Here is a 22,660-nt window from a genome sequence, read left to right as displayed (position 1 = left end):
GGTTTTCACTTTCCTCCACACTGGTGGGGTGTTCACCTCTCGCAGGCCCCTCCGCGCCCTCCCGATCACCGCGCTGGCCCTCGCCGGCCTGACCGGCCTCGCCGCGTGCGGCGGCGAGGCGGGCGCCGGTGGCGGCGGAGGCGACAAGACCGAGATCGTCGCGTCCTTCTACCCGGTCGGCTGGCTCGCCGGGAAGATCGGCGGCCCGGACGCCACCGTGGCGACGCTGACCAGCCCTGGCACCGAGCCCCACGACCTGGAGCTCAGCCCCCGGCAGATCGCCGACGTCGGGAAGGCCGACTACGCCGTCTACGTGAAGGGCCTCCAGCCCGCCGTCGACGACGCGGTGGCCAAGCACGCCAAGGACAAGGCGCTGGACGCCGCGAGCGTCGTCAAGCAGCTGCCCGCGCCCGCCGAGGAAGAGGACCACGGGCACGAGCACGGCCACGAGCACGAGGGCGAGGGCGAGGAGGAGGCCGGCCACGACCACGGCCCGACCGACCCGCACATCTGGCTGGACCCGAGCCGCATGGCCACGATCGCCACGGCCCTCGGCGACCGGCTGGCCGCCGCCGACTCCGCGCACGCCGCCGGGTACAGGTCCCGCGCCGCCGCGCTCGCCGGCGAGCTGAACAGGCTCGACCAGGAGTTCAAGGACGGCCTGAAGACCTGCGAGCGCAAGACGATCGTGACCGCGCACGCGGCGTTCGGCTACCTCACCGACCGGTACGGTCTCCAGCAGATCTCCATCGCGGGGGTCGACCCCGGCACCGAGCCGTCCCCCAAGCGGCTGGCCGACCTGACGCACGAGGTCAAGGAGTCCAAGGCCACCACCGTCTTCACCGAGACGCTGGTCAGCCCCAAGGTCGCCGAGACGCTCGCGCGCTCGGCCGGGGTCCGCACCGCGGTGCTCGACCCGGTCGAGGGAATCGAGAAGGGCTCCTCCGGCGATTACCTCTCCGTCATGCGCAAGAACCTGGAAACGCTGAAGCCCGCACTTGGATGCACATGAAGTCACCCACCCCGCCCCGGCCCGGCCCGCCGTTCGCGATGAACGGCGGGCATGTCCGCTTGGACGGCCGCGACGTGCTGCGCGGCGTCGACCTGGCCGTCGAGCCCGGCGACCTGCTGGCCGTCCTCGGCCCGAACGGCGCCGGCAAGTCCACCCTCGTCAAGGCGCTGCTCGGGCTGCTCCCGCTGTCGGCGGGACGCACCGAGATCTACGGCCGCCCGCCGGCCCGGTTCCGTGACTGGAAGCGGATCGGGTACGTCCCGCAGCGGCTGCCGATGGGCGGCGGGGTGCCCGCGACCGTACGGGAGGTCGTGGCGTCGGGCCGGATCGCCCGCCAGTCGCGCTGGCGCCCGCCGTCGGCCGCCGACCGGGCCGCCGTCGACCGCGCCATCGAGGCCGTCGGGCTGTCCGCCCGCGCCCGCGACTCGGCGCACCTGCTCTCCGGCGGCCAGCAGCAGCGGGTCCTGATCGCCCGCGCGCTGGCCGGCGAGCCGGACGCGTTCGTGATGGACGAGCCCACCGCGGGCGTCGACGCGGCCAGCCAGGCCGCCCTGGCGGGCACGCTGGGCGAGCTGGCCGCCGCCGGCCGCACGGTGGTCCTGGTGGCGCACGAGCTGGGCCCGGTGGAGCCGCTCATCAACCGCACGATCGTCCTGGACCACGGCCGCGTCGTCCGGGAGACCTCGACCGGGGCCGCCACCGCGGCGCTGGGGCGTGCTTCATGAGGCTCGCGGGGGACACGTGATGGAGATGCTCGAGTACGACTTCATGCGCATCGCGCTGGTGATGGCGGTGCTGATCGGGCTGACCGCGCCCGCGGTCGGCACGTTCATCGTGCAGCGGAGACTGTCGCTGCTCGGCGACGGGATCGGGCACATCGCGCTGACCGGCATCGGGCTGGGCCTGCTCACCGGGTCCTCGCCGATCCTGGGCGCGCTGGTGGTCTCGGTGCTCGGCGCGGTGGCGATCGAGGTGCTCCGGGCGCGCAGCCGCAGCGGCGCGGACGTCGCGCTGGCCCTGCTCTTCTACGGCGGCCTGGCCGGCGGCGTGCTGCTGACCGGCGCGAGCGGCGGCGGCGCGGGCAACCTCCAGTCGTACCTGTTCGGCTCGATCAGCAGCGTGTCGGCGAGCGACCTGTACGTGGTCGCGGGCCTGGCGGTGGCGGTGCTCGGCATCGTGGCGCTGTTCGGCCGCGAGCTGTTCCTGCTCTGCCAGGACGAGGAGGTCGCGCGGGCGGCGGGGCTGCCGGTGCGGTTCCTCAGCATCCTGATCGCGGCGACCGCGGCGGTCACGGTGGTGATCGCGATGCGCGCGATCGGGCTGCTGCTGGTGAGCGCGCTCATGATCGTTCCGGTGGCGGCGGCGCAGCAGCTGACCCGGGGTTTCCGGAGCACGATGCTGGTGGCCATGGGGATCGGTGTACTGTCGGCGGTGTCCGGGCTCGCCGGGTCGTTCCAGTACGATCTGTCGCCCGGCCCCTCGATCGTGCTGCTCGCGCTGGCGGTGTTCGTGGTCGCGGTGGCCGGGGGCGCGGTCCTGCGACGATGGCGGGCGGCCGCGGCCGCCCGCGCGGTCGCGGAACCGGGTGCGGGATCGGGCGCGAAGGCGGCCGCCGACGCGCCCAGGACGGGAACGGAAGCCGAGGCGGAGGTGGCACGGGGATGACGACGACCCGCCGGAACGCGGTACGCGAGGCGCTGGCGGGGTGCGAGGGCTTCCGCAGCGCGCAGGACATCTACGCCGATCTGCGGGCGGACGGCTCCAAGATCGGCCTCACCACGGTCTACCGGGCGCTCCAGGCGCTCAGCGACTCGGGCGAGGTCGACGTGCTGCGCACCGACGACGGCGAGGCGGTCTACCGCGCGTGCCGTACCGAGGAGCACCACCACCACCTCGTCTGCCGGGCGTGCGGCCGCACCGTCGAGGTCGGCGGCCCGGCCGTGGAGCGGTGGGCGGACGCGATCGCCGCCGAGCACGGGTTCGTGAACATCACGCACACCGTCGAGGTCTTCGGCACCTGCGGCGACTGCGCCAAGGGCTGACGCCCGCGCCGCCGGGCGCATGGTGAAGAATCGACGGCATGGCTACGACACGTACCGCGAACGCGCACTGGGAAGGGCCGCTGATGGGCGGCCAGGGGACGGTCTCGCTGGACTCCTCGAAGGTCGGCACCTTCGAGGTCACCTGGCCGTCGCGGGCCGAGGAGCCGGCCGGCCGCACCAGCCCCGAGGAACTGATCGCGGCGGCCCACTCCACCTGCTACTCGATGGCCCTGTCGCACGGGCTGGCCGGGGCCGGCACCCCGCCGAACAAGGTCGACACCAAGGCCGAGGTGACCTTCCAGCCGGGCGAGGGCATCACCGGCATCCACCTCACCGTCCGCGCCGACGTCCCCGGGCTGTCGGCGGCCGACTTCGAGAAGGCGGCGCAGAACGCCAAGGAGAACTGCCCGGTCAGCAAGGCGCTGGCCGCGACCAAGATCACCCTGGACGCGGCCCTCGCCTGATCCTCCGCCCGTCCCGCCCGTCCCGGCTCAGGTGGCCGGGGCGGGCTCCACCGGGTTGGGGACGGCCCCGCCGTACCGCCGGTCGCGGGAGGCGTACAGCTCGCAGGCGTGCCACAGGTGCCGCCGGTCGAAGTCCGGCCACAGCGTGTCGAGGAAGACCATCTCCGCGTACGCCGACTGCCAGATCAGGAAGTTGGACGTGCGCTGCTCGCCGGACGAGCGCAGGAACAGGTCCACGTCCGGGATGCCGGGCTCGTCCAGGTAGCGAGCGAAAACCTTCTCGGTGATCTTGTCCGGGTCGAGCCGGCCCGCCTTCACGTCCCGGGCGATCGCGGCGGCCGCGTCGGCGATCTCCGCCCGGCCGCCGTAGTTCACGCAGAACTGGAGCGTCAGCACGTCGTTCTCGCGGGTCATCTCCTCCGCGGTCTCCAGCTCGCTGATCACGCTCCGCCAGAGCTTGGGCCGCCGCCCGGCCCAGCGGACCCGCACGCCCATCGCGTTCAGCTGGTCCCGGCGCCGCCGGATCACGTCCCGGTTGAAGCCCATGAGGAAGCGGACCTCCTCGGGCGAGCGCTTCCAGTTCTCGGTCGAGAACGCGTACGCCGACAGGTACGGGACGCCCAGCTCGATCGCGCCCATGATGACGTCGAAGAGGGAGTCCTCCCCCATCTTGTGGCCCTCGGTGCGGGGCAGCCCCCGCTCCTTGGCCCAGCGCCCGTTGCCGTCCATGACGATCGCCACGTGCCGCGGGACCAGGCTCGCCGGGATCGCGGGCGGGCGCGCCCCGTCCCTGTGCGGTTCGGGGGGCTGAACGGCCCTTCTCAAACTCTCTCCCTGTCGATCGTTCCGGTGTCCTCGGGCTCCACATGGCGGAGGGACCGGATGCCGTGCTCCAGATGCCACTGCAGATAGGCCGCCACGAGGCCGCTGCACTCTACCCGGTGCCGCTGCGGGCTCCCGTCCGCGTACTCCCAGTCGCCGCGCAGCAGCGCCAGCATCAGCGCGAACGTCGGCGGCGCCGGGGTCGCCGCGCCCGGCTGCCGGCAGCGCGCGCAGACCGCGCCGCCGGACGCGATCGCGAACCCGCGCAGCTGCCCGCGGTCGCCGCACCGGCAGCACTCGTCGATCGCCGGCGCCCAGCCCGCGACCGACAGCGACCGCAGCAGGAACGCGTCCAGCACCAGCCGCGGGTCGTGGGACCGCTCGGCCAGCGTCCGCAGCCCGCCCACCAGCAGCAGGAACTGGCGCAGCGCCGGCTCCCCCTCCTCGGCGGTGAGCTTCTCGGCCGTCTCCAGCATCGCCGTCCCGGCCGTGTAGCGCGGGTAGTCGGTGACCAGGTGCTCGCCGTACGGGCGCAGCGTCTCGGCCTGCGTGATCAGGTCGAGCGAGCGCCGCTCGTACAGCTGGAGGTCGACGTGGGTGAACGGCTCCAGCCGGGCACCGAACCGCGACTTCGTCTTGCGGACCCCCTTGGCGGCCGCGCGGATCCGGCCGGTGCGCCGGGTGAGCACCGTGACGATCCGGTCGGCCTCGCCCAGCTTCTGGGTGCGCAGGACGATGCCTTCATCGCGGTAGAGGGTCACGCCCCCATTCTCCCGCACCGTCCCGCACCTGGCGAACGGGGCGCGAACGCGGCCGACACATGTCATGTCCGACCGGTTCCCATCACCGTAAGTGACCGGATTAGGCCGTCAGAGTATTCGCGAAAGTGTGGCTCTCCTCACGGGGAACTGGCAGCGTTGTTCTATGAGATGCACAATCGTGCCACCCCATATCCTGGAGCAGGTCGCCGAGGCCGCCGATGACCCGGCGCTTCGCGACTCCGCCCGCCGCTCCCTCGCCATCAGCTCGGAACAGCGCGCCGCACGCCAGGCGCTCACCATAGAGGCCCCCGCGCCCAGCGCGGACTTCGCCCCCAAGCGCAGCGTCCACAACGCCCGCAACCAGGAGACCCTCCCCGGCGAGAAGGCCCGCGACGAGGGCGCCCCCGCCACCGGCGACAAGGCCGTCGACCAGTCCTACGACTGGCTCGGCGTGACGTTCGACTTCTTCGAGGCCGCCTACCGGCGCGACTCCATCGACGGCGCCGGCCTGCGGCTGGTCTCCACGGTCCACTACGGGCGCGCCTACGAGAACGCGTTCTGGAACGGCGAGCAGATGGTCTACGGCGACGGGGACGGGAAGCTGTTCCTGGCGTTCACCGGCCCGCTCGACGTCACCGGCCACGAGCTCGCGCACGGCATCACGCAGTACACCGCCAACCTCGACTACCAGGGCCAGTCCGGCGCGCTGAACGAGTCGGTCTCCGACGTGTTCGGATCGCTGGTCAAGCAGTGGCACCTCAAGCAGAGCGCCGACCGGGCCGACTGGCTGATCGGGCAGGGCCTGTTCGCCGAGGGCGTCAACGCCAAGGCGCTGCGCTCGATGAAGGAGCCCGGCACCGCCTACGACGACCCGCGCCTCGGCAAGGACCCGCAGCCGGGGCACATGAACGACTACGTCGAGACGCAGAGCGACAACGGCGGCGTCCACATCAATTCGGGCATCCCCAACCGCGCGTTCTACCTCGCCGCCACCGAGATCGGCGGGAACGCCTGGGAAAAGGCCGGCCGGGTGTGGTACGACACGCTCACCGGGGGCAGGATCGAACGCACGACCGACTTCGCCGGCTTCGCCGCCGCCACGGTCGCGACCGCCACCGGGCTCTACGGCGCCGGCGGCGCGGAGACCCGGGCGGTACGGGACGCCTGGGCGGGGGTGGGGGTGGCCGTCCCCCAGTGAGATCGACGCAGCGCCGAGCCGGTCCGGGTGGACCGGACCGCACGGCCGCGAGGGCGAGCGGGAGAGATAGTTGAACGTGACAGTGGTCCGCAGCGGGGGCTTCGCGGGGATCGAGGTGCGGGGACAGGCCGACAGCGCCACCGATCCGATGCTGGCCCGGCTGGTCGACCGGGTCGACCTGGCGGCGGTGCCGCCGCCCGGCCGGATCCCCGACCAGTTCCTGTACGAGATCGACATCGACGGCGACACCACGACCGTCGGGGAGGCCCAGTTACACGGCCCGCTGCGTGAACTGGTCCACCACGTCCTCGGCCAGGGCCGCTGACGCCGCCCGCCGCACCGGAGATCGCTAGGGCCCCGGCCGTGAGATCGTCACGTCCGGGGCCCGGGCATCGACCGCGCGCAGGGGTCCCACCGCGCGCGACCGGGTCTGTGGGGTCGTTCCGGCGGCCTCCGGTCAGCCGGAGGCCGCGGCACGGATCACGCGGGTCACTGCCGGCCGGAGGCCGCGGTGCGGGTCACGCGGTTCACGGCCGACAGCATGGCCTTGAGCGAGGCGGTGACGATGTTGCCGTCGATGCCCACGCCCCAGACCGTGGCGCCGTCCACGTCGCACTCGACGTACGCGGCGGCACGGGCGTCACCGCCGGCGCTCATCGCGTGCTCGGCGTAGTCCAGCACCCGCACGTTCACGCCCACGGTCGCCAGGGCCGCCTCGAACGCCGACACCGGGCCGTTCCCGACGCCCTCGATCTCGCGGATCTCGCCGTCGATCCGGACGTCGCAGCTGAGCACGTCCTTCTCGTTCACCCGCGAGGTCGCGCGGTGCGCCAGCAGGCCGGCACGCGGGCCGTTGGCCAGGAACTCGGTCTCGAAGATCTCCCACATCCGCTCGGGGGTGACCTCGCCGCCCTCGGAGTCGGTGTGCTGCTGCACGACCCGGGAGAACTCGATCTGCAGCCGCCGCGGCAGCTCCAGCGCGTGCTCGGTCTTCATGACGTACGCCACGCCGCCCTTGCCGGACTGGCTGTTGACCCGGATGACCGCCTCGTACGAGCGGCCCACGTCCTTGGGGTCGATCGGCAGGTACGGGACCTCCCAGGTGTACGCGTCGACCGGCGTCCCGGCCCGCTCCGCGTCCTTCGCCAGGTGGTCGAAGCCCTTGTTGATCGCGTCCTGGTGGGAGCCGGAGAACGCGGTGTAGACCAGGTCGCCGCCGTACGGGTGCCGCTCGTGCACCGGCAGCTGGTTGCAGTACTCGACGGTGCGGCGGATCTCGTCGATGTCGGAGAAGTCGATCATCGGGTCGACGCCCTGGGTGAACAGGTTCAGCCCCAGCGTGACCAGGCAGACGTTGCCGGTCCGCTCGCCGTTGCCGAACAGGCAGCCCTCGATCCGGTCGGCGCCCGCCATGTAGCCCAGCTCGGCGGCGGCCACGGCGGTGCCGCGGTCGTTGTGCGGGTGCAGCGACAGGATGACCGAGTCCCGGTACGCCAGGTTGCGGTTCATCCACTCGATCTGGTCGGCGTAGACGTTCGGGGTGGCCATCTCGACCGTGGCCGGCAGGTTGACGATGACCTTCCGGTCGGGGGTCGGCTTCCACACGTCGTTGACGGCGTTGCAGACCTCGACCGCGTACTCCAGCTCGGTGCCGGTGAACGACTCCGGCGAGTACTGGAAGAAGATCTCGGTGTCCCCCATGTCCTCGGCCAGCTTGGCGCACAGCTTCGCGCCCTCGACGGCGATCGCGGTGATCCCGTCGCGGTCCTGGCCGAACACCACCCGCCGCTGGAGCGTGCTGGTGGAGTTGTACAGGTGGACGATCGCCTGCTTGGCGCCGCGGACCGACTCGAAGGTCCGCTCGATCAGCTCCGGCCGGGCCTGGGTCAGGACCTGGATCACCACGTCGTCGGGGATCCGGCCCTCCTCGATGATCTGCCGGACGAAGTCGAAGTCGGTCTGGCTGGCCGCCGGGAACCCGACCTCGATCTCCTTGTAGCCCATCCGTACCAGCAGCTCGAACATCCGCAGCTTGCGCTGGGAGTCCATCGGGTCGATGAGCGCCTGGTTGCCGTCGCGCAGGTCGACCGCGCACCACCGCGGCGCCTCGGTGATCACCGCGTCCGGCCAGGTCCGGTCGGTCAGCTTGATCGGGGCGAACGGCCGGTAGCGCTCGAAGGGCATGCCGGAAGGGGTCTGTTGCGGATACATCCGTGGAGTTCCTCTGCTCTCGGTCCTGCGGCCGGCGTTCACGCCGGGGTGCTCACGCACGGCTGTTTCCCGCAGCGAGGGTGCCGACCGTTATAGGGCCCCGCTGCGGCCGCTAAGGAGGAGCAGCTCACGCAACACGCCTGCCAAGGTAACAGATGGATCTCCGGATGCAGAAACCACGTCTCGCGGATTGAGACGGAGCACGGCCGTCACCGGCGTATCGCGGGACGCGCCGGTGACGGCCGCAAGCCGACTCACACGGCCAGCAGGCGTTTCACGTGCTCGTCGTGCAGGTCCTCGGCCGTCCCCGCGTGCCGGACGGCCCCGCCCTCGATGATCACGAACCGGTCGGCGAGCCGCAGCGCCAGCTCCAGGTACTGCTCGACCAGCAGCACCGCGAGCCCGGCCTCCCTGTTGAGCCGCTCCACCGCCGCCTCGATCTCGGCCACGATCGACGGCTGGATGCCCTCGGTGGGCTCGTCCAGGATCAGCATCCGGGGCCGGGTCACCAGCGCCCGCGCGATCGCGAGCTGCTGCTGCTGGCCGCCGGACAGGAACCCGGCCCGCCGGCCCAGCAGCTCCTTGAGCCGCGGGAAGACCTCCAGCGCCGCCTCGATCGCCCCCTTGTCCCGGTGCCGCGACGCCTCCAGCGTGACCTGGAGGTTCTCGGCCACGGTGAGCTGCGGGAACGTCTCGTGGCCCTGCGGCACGTACCCCATGCCGCGGCGCACCCGCTCGTGGGTGGGCAGCCGGGTGACGTCCGCGCCGTCGAAGACCACCGACCCGGCCGCGGGGGCCAGCACGCCCATGATCGCGTTCAGCAGCGTGGTCTTGCCGACCCCGTTGCGCCCCATCACGCACATCAGCGTCCCGGCGGGGACCTCCAGGTCCACCCCGAACAGCACCCGTGCCCGCCCGTAAGCGGCCTCCAGCCCCGCGACCTTCAGCAAGGGCTCCCCCATCACGCGGCCTCCTCGCGGCTGCGGCCCAGGTAGACCTCCTGGACGCGGGGGTCGGCCTGGACGGCGGCCACGTCGCCCTCCATCAGGACGGTGCCCTCGTGCAGGACCGTGACCTGGGAGGCGTACCGGCGCAGGAAATCCATGTCGTGCTCGACGACGATCACCGTGTGGTCCTTGGCGATCTCGGTGAGCAGCTCGCCGGTGCGCTCCCGCTCGCCCTGGCTCATCCCGGCCACCGGCTCGTCCAGGAGCAGCAGCCGCGGCCCCTGGGCGATCAGCATCCCGATCTCCAGCCACTGGCGCTGGCCGTGCGAGAGCACCCCGGCGGGCCGGTCGGCCAGCCCGCCCAGCCCGATGGTGTCGAGCGCGGCGGCCACCGGGCCGGAGATCCCGCGCCGCTGCCGCAGCAGGGTCGGCAGCGGGCGGCGGAACCCGGCGGCCAGGTCGAGGTTCTCGACCACGGTCAGCTCCTCGAAGACGACCGACGTCTGGAACGTGCGGCCGATCCCCAGCCGGACGATCTTGTGCTCCCGGCGGCCGGTCAGCTCGGTCCCGGCGAACCGGACCGAGCCGGCCGCGGGCCGGGTCAGCCCGGTGACCACGTCGATCAGGGTGGTCTTGCCCGCCCCGTTCGGCCCGATCAGGAACCGCAGCTCGCCCTGCTCGACGGTCAGGTCGATCCCGCCGATCGCGCGGAACCCGTCGAACACGACCTCCAGCCCGCGGATCTCCAGCAAAGCGCTCCCACTCATGCGGGCACCTCTCTCATGCGGGGACCTCTTCCTTGACCTTCGGCGGTACGGGCGGCGCGGCCGGGGCGCGGCGGCGGGCGACGGCGTCGCGGGCCTGCTCGTACAGGCCCACGGCGCCCTTGGGGGCCAGCGTCATGACCAGGATGAACAGGGCGCCCTGGAGGTAGAGCCAGCCGCCCGCCCACTCCTCGCTGAACGACGTCTTGGCGTAGTTCATGACGACGGCGCCCAGGATGGCGCCGGCCAGCGCGTACCGGCCGCCGACGGCGACCGCCACGACCAGCTCCAGGGACGGCACCACGCCCAGCAGCGACGGCGAGATGATGCCGACGACCGGGACGAACAGCGCGCCCGCCAGCCCGGCCATGCCCGCCGAGATCGCGAACGTGATCGTCTTGACGGTGGCCGGGTCGTAGCCGAGGAAGCGGACCCGGTCCTCGCCGTCCCGCACCGCCACCAGGAGGCGGCCGAAGCGGCTCTTCACCAGCTGCCGGGCGCCGAGGTAGAGCAGGCCGAGCACGATCGCGGTGACGAAGTACATCGTGCGCTGGGTGCTCTCGGCCTCGGGGTCGCGGCCGAAGAAGTCGTAGAAGTTGGTCATGCCGTTCGTCCCGCCGGTGAGGCCCTGCTGGCCCACGAGCAGGATCACGAACGCGGCGGCGAGCGCCTGGGTGAGGATGGCGAAGTACGCGCCGCGCACCCGCTGCCGGAACACCAGCGTCCCGAGCACCACGGCGATCGCGACCGGCACGACGATGACCGCCGCGAGCGCGAACGCCGCGTTCCCGAACGGCTTCCACAGGGCGGGCAGGTTCTCGACGCCGCTCCAGACCATGAAGTCGGGCAGGTCGCCGCCGGCGTCGTGGAGCTTGAGGTACATCGCCATCGCGTAGCCGCCGAGGCCGAAGAACACGCCCTGGCCGAGGGTGAGCATCCCGCCCTGGCCCCAGGCGAGCCCGATGCCGAGGGCGGCGATGGCGAAGCACAGGTACTTGGCCAGCTCGTCCAGCCGGAACGCGGGCAGCGCCAGCGGCGCCACGACCAGCAGGAGCAGCGAGACCAGGGCGAACAGCGCGTGACCGCGCATCCGGGCGCTCATGTCAGCGCCCTCGTCCGCAGCACGAACAGGCCCTGCGGCCGGACCTGGAGGAACGCGATGATCACCGCGAACACGATGACCTTGGCCAGGCTGGCGTCGGTCCAGAACTCGGCGAACGAGTTCAGCATCCCGAGCGCGAACGCGGCGATCACCGCGCCGCGCAGCTGCCCGAGCCCGCCGGCGACCACGACGAGGAACGCGTCCACGATGTAGTACGTGCCGAGCGAGGGCCCGACCGGGCCGATCAGCGTCAGCGCGACCCCGGCGACGCCGGCCAGGCCGGAGCCGATGAAGAAGGTGAGCTGGTCGACACGGCCGGTCGCGACGCCGCTGCACGCGGCCAGCTCGCGGTTCTGCATGACGGCGCGCATCCGGCGGCCCTGCGCCGAGCGGGACAGGTAGAGCCAGATCCCGATCACGCAGGCGACGGCGAGGGCCATGATGAACAGCCGCGAGTACGGCAGGCTCGCCCCCATCACCTCGATCCGGCCGGTGAGCCAGCCCGGGGCCGTGACCTGCACGTTCGGCGCGCCGAAGATGTCGCGGGCGGCCTGCTGCAGGACGAGGCCGACACCCCAGGTGAGCAGCAGCGTGTCGAGCGGCCGCCCGTAGAAGTGCCGGATGGCGGTGCGTTCCAGGACCCAGCCGAGGGCGCCCGCCAGGAGGAAGGCGACCGGCAGCGCGACGAGCACGGCCTGCGTGCCGGCCCAGTCCTGGAGCATGTACGCGGTGTACGCGCCGGCCATGATGAACTCGCCGTGCGCCATGTTGATGACGCCCATCTGGCCGAACGTGAACGTGAGGCCGAGCGCGATCAGCAGCAGCACCGCGCCGATGCTGAGCCCGATCGGCAGCTGGTTGAGCAGCGATTCCACGGTGACCCTCCTCAGGAGAGCCCGGTGGCCCAGGGGTAGGACTTGAGGTAGGGGTCGGGCTTGATCGGCTCCTTGGAGCTCCACACCTCCTTGATCAGGCCGTCCGGCTGGACGATCCCGATCCGGGCGGTCTTGTGGACGTGCTGGGTGGCGCCGTCGATGGTGACCTTGCCTTCGGGCAGGTCGAGCGAGATCCCGGCGGCGGCCTTCTTCACGGCCGCGACGTCGGTGCTGCCGGCCTTCTTGACGGCCTCGGCCCACAGGTGGACGGCGTTGTAGCCGGCCTCCATCGGGTCGGACGTGACCGCGCCCTTGTGCTTGGCCTGGAACGCCTTGACGAACGCCGCGTTCCGCTCGCCCTCGGTGGTCTGGTAGTAGTTCCAGGCCACGGGCTGCCCGGCGATGTTGGCGACGCCGATGCCCTTGACCTCCTCCTCGGCGATGCTCACCGACATCACCGGAAGGTTCGCCGCGTCGAATCCGGCGCTCTTGAGCTGTTTGAAGAACGCGACATTGCTGTCGCCGTTGAGCGTGTTGAACACCGCGTCCGGCTTGGCCTGGCTGATCTTATTGACCAGCGTGCTGTATTCGGTGTGCCCGAGCGGGGTGTACTCCTCGCCCATGATCTGCATTCCGTTGGCCGCCGCGTACGCCTTGATGATTTTGTTGGCGGTGCGCGGGAAGACGTAATCGCTGCCGACCAGGTAGATCTTTTTCTTGCCCTTTTCCTTGAGGTAGTCGAGGCCGGGCACGATCTGCTGGTTGGTGGTGGCGCCGGTGTAGAAGATGTACGGCGAGCTTTCCAGTCCCTCGTACTGGACGGGGTACCACAGCAGCGCCTTGTTGCGTTCGAAGACCGGAAGCATGGCCTTGCGGCTGGCGGAGGTCCAGCCGCCGAAGACGGCCGCGACCTTGTCCTTCTTGATGAGCTTCTGGGCCTTCTGGGCGAACGTGGGCCAGTCGGAGGCGCCGTCCTCGACCACCGGCTCCAGCTTCTTGCCGAGCACCCCGCCCTTGGCGTTGATCTCCTCGATGGCGAGCATCTCGGAATTCTTGACGGTGACCTCGCTGATGGCCATCGTGCCGCTCAGCGAATGCAGGACACCGACCTTGATGGTGTTTCCGGAAGCGCCGCCGGCGCTCGATACGTCACCGGATTCGCCGCCACACGCGGTCAGCAGGGCCGCGGGCAGCGCCAGCGCGAGCCCCAAAGGCCGCCAGAATGATTTCCGCAACGGTGACTCCTCACAGAACATGCCCCCGGAACAGCGTTTTCTGTGACAAGTCTCCGCAAATAGATTTCTGCCTCGCGACCGTCGTGTTACAAGAGGTTTACGAAGGTCTCACCGGGCCCGGGGCGGCGCGTGAGGCGCCCCGGGCCCGAGTGGGCAGGGTCAGCGGGCGGCGCCCTCGGTGGTCATGATGACGCCGAGCGCGTGCGCGTGCGACATCCCCAGCAGGTGGGCGACGCGGTGCAGGACCTGCCGCTCGGGGTCGCTCAGCGGGCCGTCGGCCAGCGCGACGCGGGCGGCCTGCGCCAGGAACCACTCCTTGGCCTCGTTCGCGAGCTGCGCGCCCGCCGCCGACACCCGCTCCTCCAGGTGCGCCTGCTGGAGCCCCAGGTCGCTCTGGACGCCGGAGTCGTCGAAGCGCGCCTCCCCGTACCCTCGCACGGCGTCCGCGGCCCTGGCGCGGGACGCGGCGTCGGACGGGTCGCCCGCCCGCAGGACCAGCGCGGCCGCGGCCCGCATCCCGGCCGGGAGCGCGGCGGCCATCTGCTGGGCCGTCGGCGAGCGCAGCGCGGCGGTGGTGAAGCGGGACCGGCAGGTGCGGCACTCGGCGACCTCGCCGACCTTGCCGAGCGGGACCACCGGCAGGAAGAACAGCGTGAACCAGCGCCGCCCGGCCCGGTGCCGGTACGCGCGGTCGCCGCCGCAGTGGGGACAGTAGAACGTTCCCTCGCCGAGGGTCCGGTAGAAGACCGACAGGCCGAAGATAAGCAGCACCGGATCTCTCCTCCCATAACGGGCTCCCCTCCAAACTACCGATCCGGCGGCCCGCCGCGCCCGTCCCGCCGCGCCCGCCCGGCCGCGCGCGGTCACGCCCCGTACGCTGGCCCCATGAGTGGTGACCAGGGTGCCGGGGAGGACCGCACGGGCGACGCCGCGGGCCCGCCGCCGCCGGAGGGCGCCCGTCCCGCCGGCGGCGGCTGGACGGCCCCGGGGGCCGGGACGGAGGCGTACGAGGGCCGGCCGGGCGCGCGCCCGGGGTTCCTGCCGCCGGCGGAGGAGCGCCCCTACGGCCATCCCGCGTGGGGGCCGCCGCCCGAGCCCGCGGGCCAGGGGAACGTGTGGAACATCGCCGTGGTCCTGTCCGCGGTGCTGCTGCTGGTCTCGGCGTTCCTGCCCTGGGCCGAGGCGCGGATCGCGGTCGACGTGTTCGGCCGGACGCTCAGCCGCGAGCTGGGGACCGTGATCGGCATCGAGGCGGACGGCATGGTCGCGGCCGTCCCGGTGCTGGCGCTGGCCGCGGCGGGCATGGCGCTGTGGGGCCTCGTCGGCCGCGACGACCGGATCTCCGCGCTGGCCGCCGTCCCTGGCGCGCTGTCCCTGCTGGTGTGCGTGCTGTTCGTGCTGCGGCTGGGCGACGTGAAGGAGCGCCTCGCGGCCGAGAACCTCGCGGTGGGCTACGAGGTCGCGGTGGTGACCGGCTGGTACCTCGCCGTCGCGATGTCGCTGCTGATCGCCGGTTTCGCCCTGGCCCGCCCGCTGGCGGCCCGCGTGGCCGCGGCCCGCCGGGACTAGTCGAAGCCGAGCCGGCGGAGCTGCTTGGGGTCGCGCTGCCAGTCCTTCGCGACCTTGATCCGCAGGTCGAGGAAGACCTTGGTGCCGAGCAGCGCCTCGATCTGCCTGCGGGCGCGGGTGCCGACGTCGCGCAGCCGCGCGCCCTTGGTGCCGATGACGATGGCCTTCTGGCTGGGGCGCTCGACGAACAGGTGCGCGTACACGTCGATGAGGTCCTCGCGGCCCTCGCGGGGCGCCATCTCGTCCACGACGACGGCGATCGAGTGCGGCAGCTCGTCCCGGACGCCCTCCAGCGCGGCCTCGCGGATCAGCTCGGCGACCAGGAGCTGCTCGGGCTCGTCGGTGAGGTCGCCCTCCGGGTAGAGGGCGGGCCCCTCCGGCAGGTGCTTGATCAGCAGGTCGGCGACCACGTCCACCTGGAAGCCGTCCTGGGCCGAGCAGGGCACGATGTCGGCGAACTCCCCCAGCTCGGACACGGCGGCGAGCTGCTCGAAGACGCGCTCGGGCGGGACCAGGTCGGTCTTGGTGACGATCGCCACGACCGGGGTCCCCTTGACGTTGGCCAGCTCCCGGGCGATGAAGCGGTCGCCGGGGCCGACGTTCTGGTCCGCCGGGACGCAGAATCCCAGCACGTCCACCTCGGTGAGGGTGGAGCGGACCAGGCTGTCGAGGCGCTCGCCCAGCAGCGTCCGGGGGCGGTGCAGGCCCGGGGTGTCGACGACGACCAGCTGGGCGTCGGGGCGGTGCACGATGCCGCGGATCGCCCGGCGGGTGGTCTGCGGCCGGCTGCTGGTGATCGCCACCTTGGTGCCGACCAGCGCGTTCATCAGCGTCGACTTGCCGACGTTCGGCCGCCCGACGAAGCACGCGAAGCCGGACCTGTGTGTCGTCTCTCCCAGCGATGTCACGCTGTCAATTGTCGCGTACGCGGCGGACGGCTCGGTCACGCGGCCGGGTCGCCCAGCGCCCGCAGCGCCTCGGCGGCGATCGACCGCCACGCCGCCGCCCCGATCCGGGCGGCGATCCCGGCCGCGTGCCGGTAGTGCGCGGCGGCCTCGGCGGGCCTGTCCAGGAAGAGCGCCAGGTCCCCCAGGGTCTGCGCGACCGGGCCGAGCGTCACCACGGCGGTGCCGCCGCCCGCGATGTGGTCCCGGTACGGCAGCAGCGCCGCGTACGCCTCGGCGGCCGTCTCCGGGTCCTCCAGCACCATGGCGCGGCGGCCCCGGATCGCCATGACCAGGTCGAAGAAGTAGTCGAGCCGGACCGGACCGGCGCCGCGGACCGCCCGGCGGGCCTCGGCCGGGCGGCCCGCGCCGGCCAGGGCGAGCGCGTACAGGTCGGCGGTCCCGGCGACGTGCGGCCAGCGGTCCCGCAGCCAGCGGGCCTGCTCGACCAGCTCGCCCTCCCGGCCCTGGATCAGCCGCAGGCAGAAGACGCCGAGGAACGCCATGCCGCGCTCGCTGCTCCAGATGCGGGCGCCGATGGCCTCCGCGACCTCCTGGTAGGCGTCCTCGGCGTCCCCGAACCGGGCGGCGAACGCGTGCCCGAGCGCGTCGTACCAGCCGGCGATCATGCCGAGCAGCGGCAGCCCGTACTGCTCGGCGAGCCGGATGCCCTCCGTGCGGTGCCGCCGGGCGGCCTCCAGGTCGAGCCCGGCCAGATGGGTCTGCTGGAGCTGGAGGTGGGCGAGCACGCGGTACATGCCGAGGTCGTGGGCCGTGGCGAGGTCGAGCAGCTCGGCGGCGAGCGCGCGCCGCTCCGCGGCCCCGCCCGCGTCGCGGTAGCCGTTGATGTAGCGGCCGTTCAGCGCGACGGCCAGCAGCTCGGGGCGGTCCAGCCCGCGGGCGAGCCGGACGGCCTCGTCGGCGGCCGCGACGCACCGGCCGTCCGGCTCGCCCTCCAGCTCGATCGCCAGCGTGGTCAGGAGCCGCACGCGCAGCTCGGGGTCGTCGCCGAGGTCGGCCAGCGCCTCCTCGGCGGCCTCGATGATCTCCGGGTCGGTCGATCCGTACTCGCGGCTGGTCCACAGCGTCGGCACGTCGAACGCGACGATCACGCGGGCCAGCAGCCGGGCGTCCCCGGACGCGCGGGCCGGGCCGAGCGCCGCGGAGCGGCGGGCGCGGGCCTCGACGACGTCCCCGGCCAGGGCGGCGGCCCGGATCGCGGCGGCCTCCGGCTCCAGCCACGCGCCGCCGCCCTGGGCGCGCAGCGTCTCGGACGCGGCGATCCACAGGTCGGCCGCCGCGCGGTGCGCGAACCTGGCCTCGGCCGCCTCCGCCGCGAGCCGGGCGTAGCGGACGGCCTTGCCGGGGTCGGCGCCGCCCGCCTCCAGATGGTGGTGGGCGATCGCGGCGACCTCGCCGGGGCGGTGCCGTTCCAGGGCCGCGGCGACGCGGCCGTGCAGCCGGGTCCGGCGGGCCCGCGACAGGCCGGTGTAGAGGGTGTCGCGGACGAGCGCGTGCGCGAACCGGATCCGGCCCGGGCCCGGCTCGGTCAGCAGCCCGGCGGCCACCCCGGCGTCCACGGCGTCCAGCACGGCGTCCTCGTCGCCCGCGACGTCGGCGAGCACGCCCAGGTCGGCGTCGCGGCCGGCGACGGCGGCGTACCGCAGCACGGCCTGCGCGGCCTCGGGGAGCCGGCCGATCCGGTGCCGCAGCACGTCGCCCACCCCCGCCGGGACCAGCCGGGTCGCGGCGCGCGGGCCCTCGGCGTCCAGCAGCCGGGCGGTCTCCCGGGTGAAGAACGGGTTGCCGCCGGTGCGCTCGGCGATCGCGGCCAGCTCGTCGGGCCCGACCTCGGCGGCGCAGGTGGCGCGGACCAGCGCGGCCACGTCGGCGGCGGGCAGCCCGGCCAGCTCGACGCGCAGCGGCTCGTGCCGGGCGAGGGCGGCGAGCGTCCCGGCGAGGCGTTCGGGCGCCTCCGTATGCCGGAACGTCCCCACCAGCAGGACGGGCCGGTCCCGCAGCCGGGCGGGGAGGGCGGCGAGGAGCGCGAGCGTCTCCTCGTCCGCCCAGTGCAGGTCCTCCAGGACGAGCAGCAGCGGCGTCCGCTCCGCCAGGCCGGCCAGGTAGTCGCCGACGGCGCGGTGCAGCCGGAAGCGGGCGCTCGTGATGTCGGCGGCGGCCTCGGGGGCCGCGGCGGCGTCGGACAGCAGCGGGGCGAGGCGTTCGGCGAGTCCGGCGGGCGGCGGGCCGGCGGCGGCCAGCTCGCGCAGCAGCTCGGCCCAGGGCCAGGCGGCCGGGGCGCCGCCGGTCTCGGGGGCGCCGCCCCATCCGGCGGTCCAGCCGTCGGCGGCGAGCGTGCGGGCGAGCCGTCCGGCCAGGGAGGTCTTGCCCATTCCGGCGTCGCCGCCGACGAGGGCGAGCGCGCAGCGTCCCCCGGCCGCGTCCCGCGCCGCGGCGGCCAGCCGTCCCAGCTCGTCGCGGCGCCCGACGAAGAGCGCCTCACCGTGCGCCCCGGGCTCGGGTGCGACGCGCAGGCGCGCCCGCCGCGCCCCGCCGGGCCCGGTCCGTGCCGGTGCGGCGGGAGCGGGCTCCGCGGCCTGCGCGAGGGCGGGGGCCTGGGCGAGGATGTCGGCCTCCAGGGCGCGCAGCGCGGGGCCGGGGTCCACGCCCAGCTCCTCGGCCAGGGTCGCGCGGGCCCGCCGCAGCGCGGCCAGCGCGTCGCCCTGCCGCGCGGACCGGTAGAGGGCCAGGGCCAGCAGCCGCCAGGCTTCCTCGCGCAGCGGATGCGCCGCCGCGTGGGCCTCCAGGTCCGGCACGGCCTCGGCCGCCGCGCCCAGCCGCAGCATCGCCTCCGCGCGGCGCTCGACGGCCGTGCGGCGCCGCTCGTCCAGCCGGCCCGCCTCGGTGACCGCCCACGGCAGGTCCGCGAACTCGGCGTACGCGGGGCCCCGCCACTCCCCCAGCGCCTCCGCGGCGGCCGCACGGGCGCCCGCCGGATCGCCGGCCGCCAGGCGTTCACCGGCCCGGTCGACGAGCGTGTCGAACCGCCAGACGTCCGCGCCGTCGTCCGGGAGCCGCAGCGCGTACCCCGGCGGCGCCGTGACCAGGACGCGGGCGGGCGTGCGCGGCGGGCGGTCCGGCTCCAGCGCGCGGCGCAGGTGCGACACGAACGACTGGAGGCCCGCGGCGGCGCGCGGCGGGGCCGTCCCCGGCCACAGGTCCTCGACCAGCCGCTCGGCGGGGACCATCGCGCCGCGGGCGACCACCAGCCTGGCCAGCACGGACCGCTGGCGGGGGCCGCCGAGGTCGACCACCGCCCCGTCCAGCCAGACCTCGAAGGTCCCGAGCGCGCGCACGTTCGCCATGTCCCGGCCAGCCTAAACCGGGACATGGCGGACCTTTCGCTGGCCCCTGCGGGCTCACACCCGCGACGGCTCCGGCGGCACGGGCTCGGCGGTACGGGCGGCCGGCCCCGCCCCGTGCGCGTCGACCACGGGCAGCACCCGGGCGAGCGGGCGCGGCAGCCACCAGTTCGCCCGGCCGAGCAGCGCCATCGTCGCCGGCACGAGCACCAGCCGCACGACCGTGGCGTCCAGCGCGACCGCGACGGCCAGCCCCACCCCCATCTGCTTGATCACCAGCCCGGGGTCCAGCGCGAAGCCGAGGAACACCGCCACCATGATCAGCGCCGCGCTGGAGATCACCCGGCCGGTGACGGCCAGCCCGGTCGACACCGACCCGTGCGCGTCGCCGGTGCGCAGCCACTCCTCGCGGACCCTGGAGAGCAGGAACACCTCGTAGTCCATCGAGACGCCGAACAGCACCGCGAACATCAGCAGCAGGATGAAGCTCGACACCGGCACCGCATGCGGCAGGCCGAGCAGCTCCGCGCCCCACCCCCACTGGAACACGGCGGTCAGCACGCCGTACGCGGCGCCGATCGACAGCAGGTTCATCACCGCCGCCTTGAGCGGCGCCAGCAGCGACCTGAAGACGATCATCAGCATCAGGAACGAGGTCGCCACCACCGCCCCGATGACCGGCCAGAGCCGCTCGTCCAGCGTCCGGCTGAGGTCCACGTACGCGGCCGTCAGCCCGGTGATCTCCGCGCCCGGCGGCAGCACGTCCGCGCGCACCCGGTCGACGACGCCGGTGGCGCGCTCGTCCTGCGGCCCGTACGCGGGCGTCACCACCAGCACGGCGGCGCTGCGGTCCGGCGACAGCAGCGGCGGCGCCACCCGGACGACCCCGGGCGTCGCCGCCAGCCTCCGCTGGAGGCCCGCCGCGTCCGGGGACTCGCGCAGGTCGACGGCCACGAGCAGCGGTCCGTTCGCGCCCGCGCCGTACGACTCGGCCACCAGGTCGTACGCCTTGCGGACGGTGTTGGACTCCGGCTCGCTGCTGGCGTCGCTCGGCCACGTCCGCATCCCGAGCGCCGGCGCGGCCAGCGCCAGCATCAGCACCAGCGCCGACAGCAGCCACGCCCACGGGTGCCGTCCCACATGATCGGCCCACCGCCGCACGCGTGGCGACTCCGTGGCGATCGGCGCCCCCTCCGCCCGGTCGCGCCCGCGCAGGACACGGCGGCCCGCCAGTCCCAGTACGGCGGGCAGCAGGGTCACCGCGCTCGCGACCGTCGCCGCCACCACGATCCCGGTCGCGAAACCCATCGTCATGAACACCGGAATGCGCGACAGCACCAGCCCGCACAGCGCCAGCAGCACCGTGAACCCGGCGAACAGCACCGACAGGCCCGCGGTCGCGTTCGCCCGGCCCGCCGCCTCCGCCACCGGCAGCCCCTCGGCCAGCCCCTCCCGGTGCCGGGTCAGGACGAACAGCGCGTAGTCGATGCCGACCCCGAGCCCGGTCATCACCGCCAGCGTCGGGGCCGTCGTCGCCACGTTCGCGAACGCGGCCAGCACCGTGATCCCCGACACGCCGGCGCCGAGACCGGCCAGCGCCACCGCCAGCGGCAGCCCGGCCGCCACCACCGACCCGAACGCCAGCAGCAGGATCACCAGCGCCGCGACCACCCCGACCGCCTCGGCCAGGCCGCCGGGCGCGGTCACGTTCTCGGGCACCTGCCCCCCGAACTCCACCTGGTGGCCCGACTCCGCCAGCCCCGCCGTGGCGCCGCGCAGGCGGTCCAGGGTCTCGCCGGGCGCCAGCTCGGTGACCGGCACGTCGTACCGGACCGTGATCAGCGACGTCGCGCCGTCCCGGCTCGGCACCGCCGGATCGACCGCGCTCACGTGCGGCAGCCCGGCCAGGCGCTCCTGCGCGGCCGCCACCCCGCCCCGGTCGACCGGCCCGCCGTCCCTGTGGACGACCACCCGCGCGTCCGCCCCCGACAGCGCCGGGAACCGGTCCGCCAGCAGGTCCGCGGCCCGCTGCGACCCCGTGCCGGCGAGCGTGTAGTCGTCGCGCAGGTCACCGCCCGCCACGGCGGCCACCCCGCCCACCGCGCCCACGACCAGCACCCAGGCCACGATGAACCGCCAGGGCCGCAGCGCCGCGGCCCTCCCCAGGCGGTAGAGAAGACGAGACATCAGCTTTCCCCTAATGCAGGCACTCCGTTGACGCCTCCAGGCTGTCCCGGGCCTCTTGGCGGCCGCTTGCCGCTCACTTGCGGGCCGTAAGCTTGCCTCCGTGAACGACGTGAACCCCGAGGACGCCAAGATCATCACCCTCGCCCGGTCGTCCCGCGCCCGCGCCGGAGCCGCCGAAGGCGCCGCCGTGCGCGACGAGACCGGCCGCACCTACGCCGCCACCACCGTCGACCTGCCCTCGCTGAAGCTGACCGCGCTCCAGGTCGCGGTCGCGATGGCCGTCTCCAGCGGCGCCGAGGACCTGGAGGCCGCCGCCGTCGTCACCGCCGGCGACACCGCCCGCGAGTCGGACGTGGCCGCCGTCCGCGACCTCGGCCCCAAGGCCCCCGTACTGGTCGCCGGCCCCGACGGAACGCTGCGCGCCACCCTCTCCTGAGCGGCCAGGGGCTCAGGGGGCCGCCTTGACGGCCTTCCGGGCCCGGTCGAGCTGGAACGCCTCCAGCTTGCCGACCGCGCCCGCCGCCAGCCGCTCCATCGGCGCCCCCGCCGTCCCCGCGCCGGACGCCGCCAGGATCAGGAGATCGTTGCGGGACCGCACGAACACGACGCTCAGCGCGGTCCCGCCCTTCCCGTCCCCGAAGGCGGCGCCCACCGCGTCCCGCGCGCCCGGCGGCCGCTCCAGCCGGGACCGCTCCAGGACCCGGCCCCCGTTCGGGATGCCGGGACAGCCCGCCATCGCCGCACGGGCCTTCGCGACGAACCGGGACGCCCGCCCCGGCGGCAGCCGGAACACGTGCTCGGCCAGCGACGCCGGCGGGCTCTGCCGGTAGAACGCCGCGTGCGCCTCCCGCGCCCCGTGCCCGCCGCGCAGCCCGCCCTCCCGCAGATCGGCCAGGCGCAGCAGCCGCGCGCACTGCGCGTCGGGCGGCTCCAGCCCCGCGAAGACCTCGCGGTCCTCGGCCGGCGTGAAACCGCCCGCCACCTCCGCCTGCGACAGCACGGCCCGCGCCATCGCCGCCGGGGCCAGCGGCGGCGCGGCCGCCCGCTCCGCCTCCCCGGCCGGCCGGCCGGCGCAGCTCTTGACCAGCACGAAGGCCACCGCCCCCGCCACGGCCAACCGCACGATGCCTGCCATGCCCGCCATGTTCCCGGACGGTGACGGCTA

Annotated in this window: 22 protein-coding genes; 9 read left to right on the top strand and 13 right to left on the bottom strand. The window is 73.9% G+C overall.

What is annotated here, in order from left to right; all coding sequences use genetic code 11:
• Positions 1-28: 28 nt before the first annotated feature.
• The 5 genes from ACA361_RS15255 to ACA361_RS15235 are packed head-to-tail and all read left to right on the top strand — an operon-like array spanning position 29 to position 3,518.
• Positions 29-1,012: a metal ABC transporter substrate-binding protein gene (locus ACA361_RS15255; protein WP_375012616.1), complete on the top strand. Its 984-nt coding sequence runs from the start codon at positions 29-31 to the stop codon at positions 1,010-1,012.
• Positions 1,009-1,737, top strand: a complete 729-nt coding sequence (locus ACA361_RS15250; RefSeq protein ID WP_375012615.1) for a metal ABC transporter ATP-binding protein — start codon at positions 1,009-1,011, stop codon at positions 1,735-1,737. Before ACA361_RS15255 ends, ACA361_RS15250 begins: the two co-directional genes overlap by 4 nt.
• Before the next feature lie 16 nt (positions 1,738-1,753).
• The gene (locus ACA361_RS15245) at positions 1,754-2,677 is read left to right on the top strand and encodes a metal ABC transporter permease (protein WP_375012614.1); all 924 of its coding nucleotides are present in this window, start codon (positions 1,754-1,756) and stop codon (positions 2,675-2,677) included.
• Positions 2,674-3,054: a Fur family transcriptional regulator gene (locus tag ACA361_RS15240; protein ID WP_375012613.1), complete on the top strand. Its 381-nt coding sequence runs from the start codon at positions 2,674-2,676 to the stop codon at positions 3,052-3,054. Before ACA361_RS15245 ends, ACA361_RS15240 begins: the two co-directional genes overlap by 4 nt.
• Positions 3,055-3,092: 38 nt before the next feature.
• A complete protein-coding gene (locus tag ACA361_RS15235; RefSeq protein ID WP_375012612.1) occupies positions 3,093-3,518 on the top strand; it encodes an OsmC family protein in 426 nt (141 codons plus the stop codon).
• 27 nt (positions 3,519-3,545) lie between these two features.
• Here ACA361_RS15235 and ACA361_RS15230 read toward each other — a convergent pair whose 3' ends face one another.
• Both ACA361_RS15230 and recO read right to left on the bottom strand, forming a co-directional pair.
• Entirely contained in the window at positions 3,546-4,343 is a 798-nt protein-coding gene (locus ACA361_RS15230; RefSeq protein ID WP_375012611.1) for an isoprenyl transferase, read from the bottom strand.
• The gene (gene recO / locus ACA361_RS15225; RefSeq protein WP_375012610.1) at positions 4,340-5,101 is read right to left on the bottom strand and encodes a DNA repair protein RecO; all 762 of its coding nucleotides are present in this window, start codon (positions 5,099-5,101) and stop codon (positions 4,340-4,342) included. Before recO ends, ACA361_RS15230 begins: the two co-directional genes overlap by 4 nt.
• 178 nt (positions 5,102-5,279) lie before the next feature.
• Here recO and ACA361_RS15220 point away from each other — a divergent pair, with 178 nt between their 5' ends.
• A complete protein-coding gene (locus tag ACA361_RS15220) occupies positions 5,280-6,299 on the top strand; it encodes a M4 family metallopeptidase (protein WP_375012609.1) in 1,020 nt (339 codons plus the stop codon).
• Positions 6,300-6,375: 76 nt separating this feature from the next.
• Positions 6,376-6,624 carry a protealysin inhibitor emfourin gene (locus ACA361_RS15215; RefSeq protein WP_375012961.1) on the top strand — a complete coding sequence of 83 codons (249 nt, stop codon included), beginning with the start codon at positions 6,376-6,378 and terminating at the stop codon, positions 6,622-6,624.
• A gap of 164 nt (positions 6,625-6,788) precedes the next feature.
• On the opposite strand, the gene leuA is transcribed toward ACA361_RS15215, so the two are convergent.
• The 7 genes from leuA to ACA361_RS15180 all read right to left on the bottom strand — a co-directional run bounded on the left by leuA (position 6,789) and on the right by ACA361_RS15180 (position 14,204).
• Positions 6,789-8,510, bottom strand: a complete 1,722-nt coding sequence (gene leuA, locus ACA361_RS15210) for a 2-isopropylmalate synthase (protein WP_375012608.1) — start codon at positions 8,508-8,510, stop codon at positions 6,789-6,791.
• Positions 8,511-8,764: 254 nt separating this feature from the next.
• Entirely contained in the window at positions 8,765-9,472 is a 708-nt protein-coding gene (gene urtE / locus ACA361_RS15205; RefSeq protein WP_375012607.1) for an urea ABC transporter ATP-binding subunit UrtE, read from the bottom strand.
• On the bottom strand, positions 9,472-10,224 hold the full coding sequence (urtD, locus tag ACA361_RS15200) for an urea ABC transporter ATP-binding protein UrtD (RefSeq protein WP_375012606.1): 753 nt from the start codon (positions 10,222-10,224) through the stop codon (positions 9,472-9,474). Before urtD ends, urtE begins: the two co-directional genes overlap by 1 nt.
• 13 nt (positions 10,225-10,237) lie before the next feature.
• Entirely contained in the window at positions 10,238-11,323 is a 1,086-nt protein-coding gene (gene urtC, locus ACA361_RS15195) for an urea ABC transporter permease subunit UrtC (protein WP_375012605.1), read from the bottom strand.
• Positions 11,320-12,198 (bottom strand): urea ABC transporter permease subunit UrtB, encoded by an 879-nt coding sequence (urtB, locus tag ACA361_RS15190; protein WP_375012604.1) that lies wholly within the window; start codon positions 12,196-12,198, stop codon positions 11,320-11,322. Before urtB ends, urtC begins: the two co-directional genes overlap by 4 nt.
• Positions 12,199-12,209: 11 nt before the next feature.
• A complete protein-coding gene (urtA, locus tag ACA361_RS15185) occupies positions 12,210-13,409 on the bottom strand; it encodes an urea ABC transporter substrate-binding protein (RefSeq protein WP_375012960.1) in 1,200 nt (399 codons plus the stop codon).
• 183 nt (positions 13,410-13,592) lie between these two features.
• Complete coding sequence (locus tag ACA361_RS15180) at positions 13,593-14,204, bottom strand: TerB family tellurite resistance protein (protein WP_375012603.1); 612 nt, start codon at positions 14,202-14,204, stop codon at positions 13,593-13,595.
• Between the two features lie 114 nt (positions 14,205-14,318).
• Between ACA361_RS15180 and ACA361_RS15175 the strand changes: the two genes are divergently transcribed.
• The gene (locus tag ACA361_RS15175) at positions 14,319-15,002 is read left to right on the top strand and encodes a hypothetical protein (protein WP_375012602.1); all 684 of its coding nucleotides are present in this window, start codon (positions 14,319-14,321) and stop codon (positions 15,000-15,002) included.
• On the opposite strand, the gene era is transcribed toward ACA361_RS15175, so the two are convergent.
• The 3 genes from era to ACA361_RS15160 are packed head-to-tail and all read right to left on the bottom strand — an operon-like array spanning position 14,999 to position 21,495.
• Complete coding sequence (era, locus tag ACA361_RS15170; RefSeq protein ID WP_375012601.1) at positions 14,999-15,910, bottom strand: GTPase Era; 912 nt, start codon at positions 15,908-15,910, stop codon at positions 14,999-15,001. The two genes, ACA361_RS15175 and era, sit on opposite strands and share 4 nt — an antisense overlap.
• Before the next feature lie 35 nt (positions 15,911-15,945).
• Positions 15,946-19,311: a BTAD domain-containing putative transcriptional regulator gene (locus ACA361_RS15165; protein WP_375012600.1), complete on the bottom strand. Its 3,366-nt coding sequence runs from the start codon at positions 19,309-19,311 to the stop codon at positions 15,946-15,948.
• A gap of 54 nt (positions 19,312-19,365) precedes the next feature.
• Positions 19,366-21,495 carry an MMPL family transporter gene (locus ACA361_RS15160; protein WP_375012599.1) on the bottom strand — a complete coding sequence of 710 codons (2,130 nt, stop codon included), beginning with the start codon at positions 21,493-21,495 and terminating at the stop codon, positions 19,366-19,368.
• A 100-nt stretch (positions 21,496-21,595) separates the two neighbouring features.
• Between ACA361_RS15160 and ACA361_RS15155 the strand changes: the two genes are divergently transcribed.
• Entirely contained in the window at positions 21,596-21,931 is a 336-nt protein-coding gene (locus tag ACA361_RS15155; RefSeq protein WP_375012598.1) for a cytidine deaminase, read from the top strand.
• Between the two features lie 12 nt (positions 21,932-21,943).
• On the opposite strand, the gene ACA361_RS15150 is transcribed toward ACA361_RS15155, so the two are convergent.
• Positions 21,944-22,630: a hypothetical protein gene (locus tag ACA361_RS15150; RefSeq protein ID WP_375012597.1), complete on the bottom strand. Its 687-nt coding sequence runs from the start codon at positions 22,628-22,630 to the stop codon at positions 21,944-21,946.
• Positions 22,631-22,660 lie beyond the last annotated feature (30 nt).

It is taken from the genome of Actinomadura sp. 21ATH (genome assembly GCF_041951345.1).
Taxonomy (GTDB): Bacteria; Actinomycetota; Actinomycetes; order Streptosporangiales; family Streptosporangiaceae; genus Spirillospora.
Note: the sequence above shows the minus strand (reverse complement) of the source record. Positions and strands in the feature narration are given on the sequence as shown.

Excerpts from the sequence above, each read along its gene's own strand:
- ACA361_RS15250 (WP_375012615.1), top strand. The coding sequence starts at position 1,009 with ATGAAGTCACCCACCCCGCCCCGGCCCGGCCCGCCGTTCGCGATGAAC.
- ACA361_RS15240 (WP_375012613.1), top strand. The coding sequence starts at position 2,674 with ATGACGACGACCCGCCGGAACGCGGTACGCGAGGCGCTGGCGGGGTGC.
- ACA361_RS15235 (WP_375012612.1), top strand. The coding sequence starts at position 3,093 with ATGGCTACGACACGTACCGCGAACGCGCACTGGGAAGGGCCGCTGATG.
- leuA (WP_375012608.1), bottom strand. The coding sequence starts at position 8,510 with ATGTATCCGCAACAGACCCCTTCCGGCATGCCCTTCGAGCGCTACCGG.
- urtE (WP_375012607.1), bottom strand. The coding sequence starts at position 9,472 with ATGGGGGAGCCCTTGCTGAAGGTCGCGGGGCTGGAGGCCGCTTACGGG.
- urtD (WP_375012606.1), bottom strand. The coding sequence starts at position 10,224 with ATGAGTGGGAGCGCTTTGCTGGAGATCCGCGGGCTGGAGGTCGTGTTC.
- urtC (WP_375012605.1), bottom strand. The coding sequence starts at position 11,323 with ATGAGCGCCCGGATGCGCGGTCACGCGCTGTTCGCCCTGGTCTCGCTG.
- ACA361_RS15175 (WP_375012602.1), top strand. The coding sequence starts at position 14,319 with ATGAGTGGTGACCAGGGTGCCGGGGAGGACCGCACGGGCGACGCCGCG.
- ACA361_RS15165 (WP_375012600.1), bottom strand. The coding sequence starts at position 19,311 with ATGGCGAACGTGCGCGCGCTCGGGACCTTCGAGGTCTGGCTGGACGGG.
- ACA361_RS15160 (WP_375012599.1), bottom strand. The coding sequence starts at position 21,495 with ATGTCTCGTCTTCTCTACCGCCTGGGGAGGGCCGCGGCGCTGCGGCCC.
- ACA361_RS15150 (WP_375012597.1), bottom strand. The coding sequence starts at position 22,630 with ATGGCAGGCATCGTGCGGTTGGCCGTGGCGGGGGCGGTGGCCTTCGTG.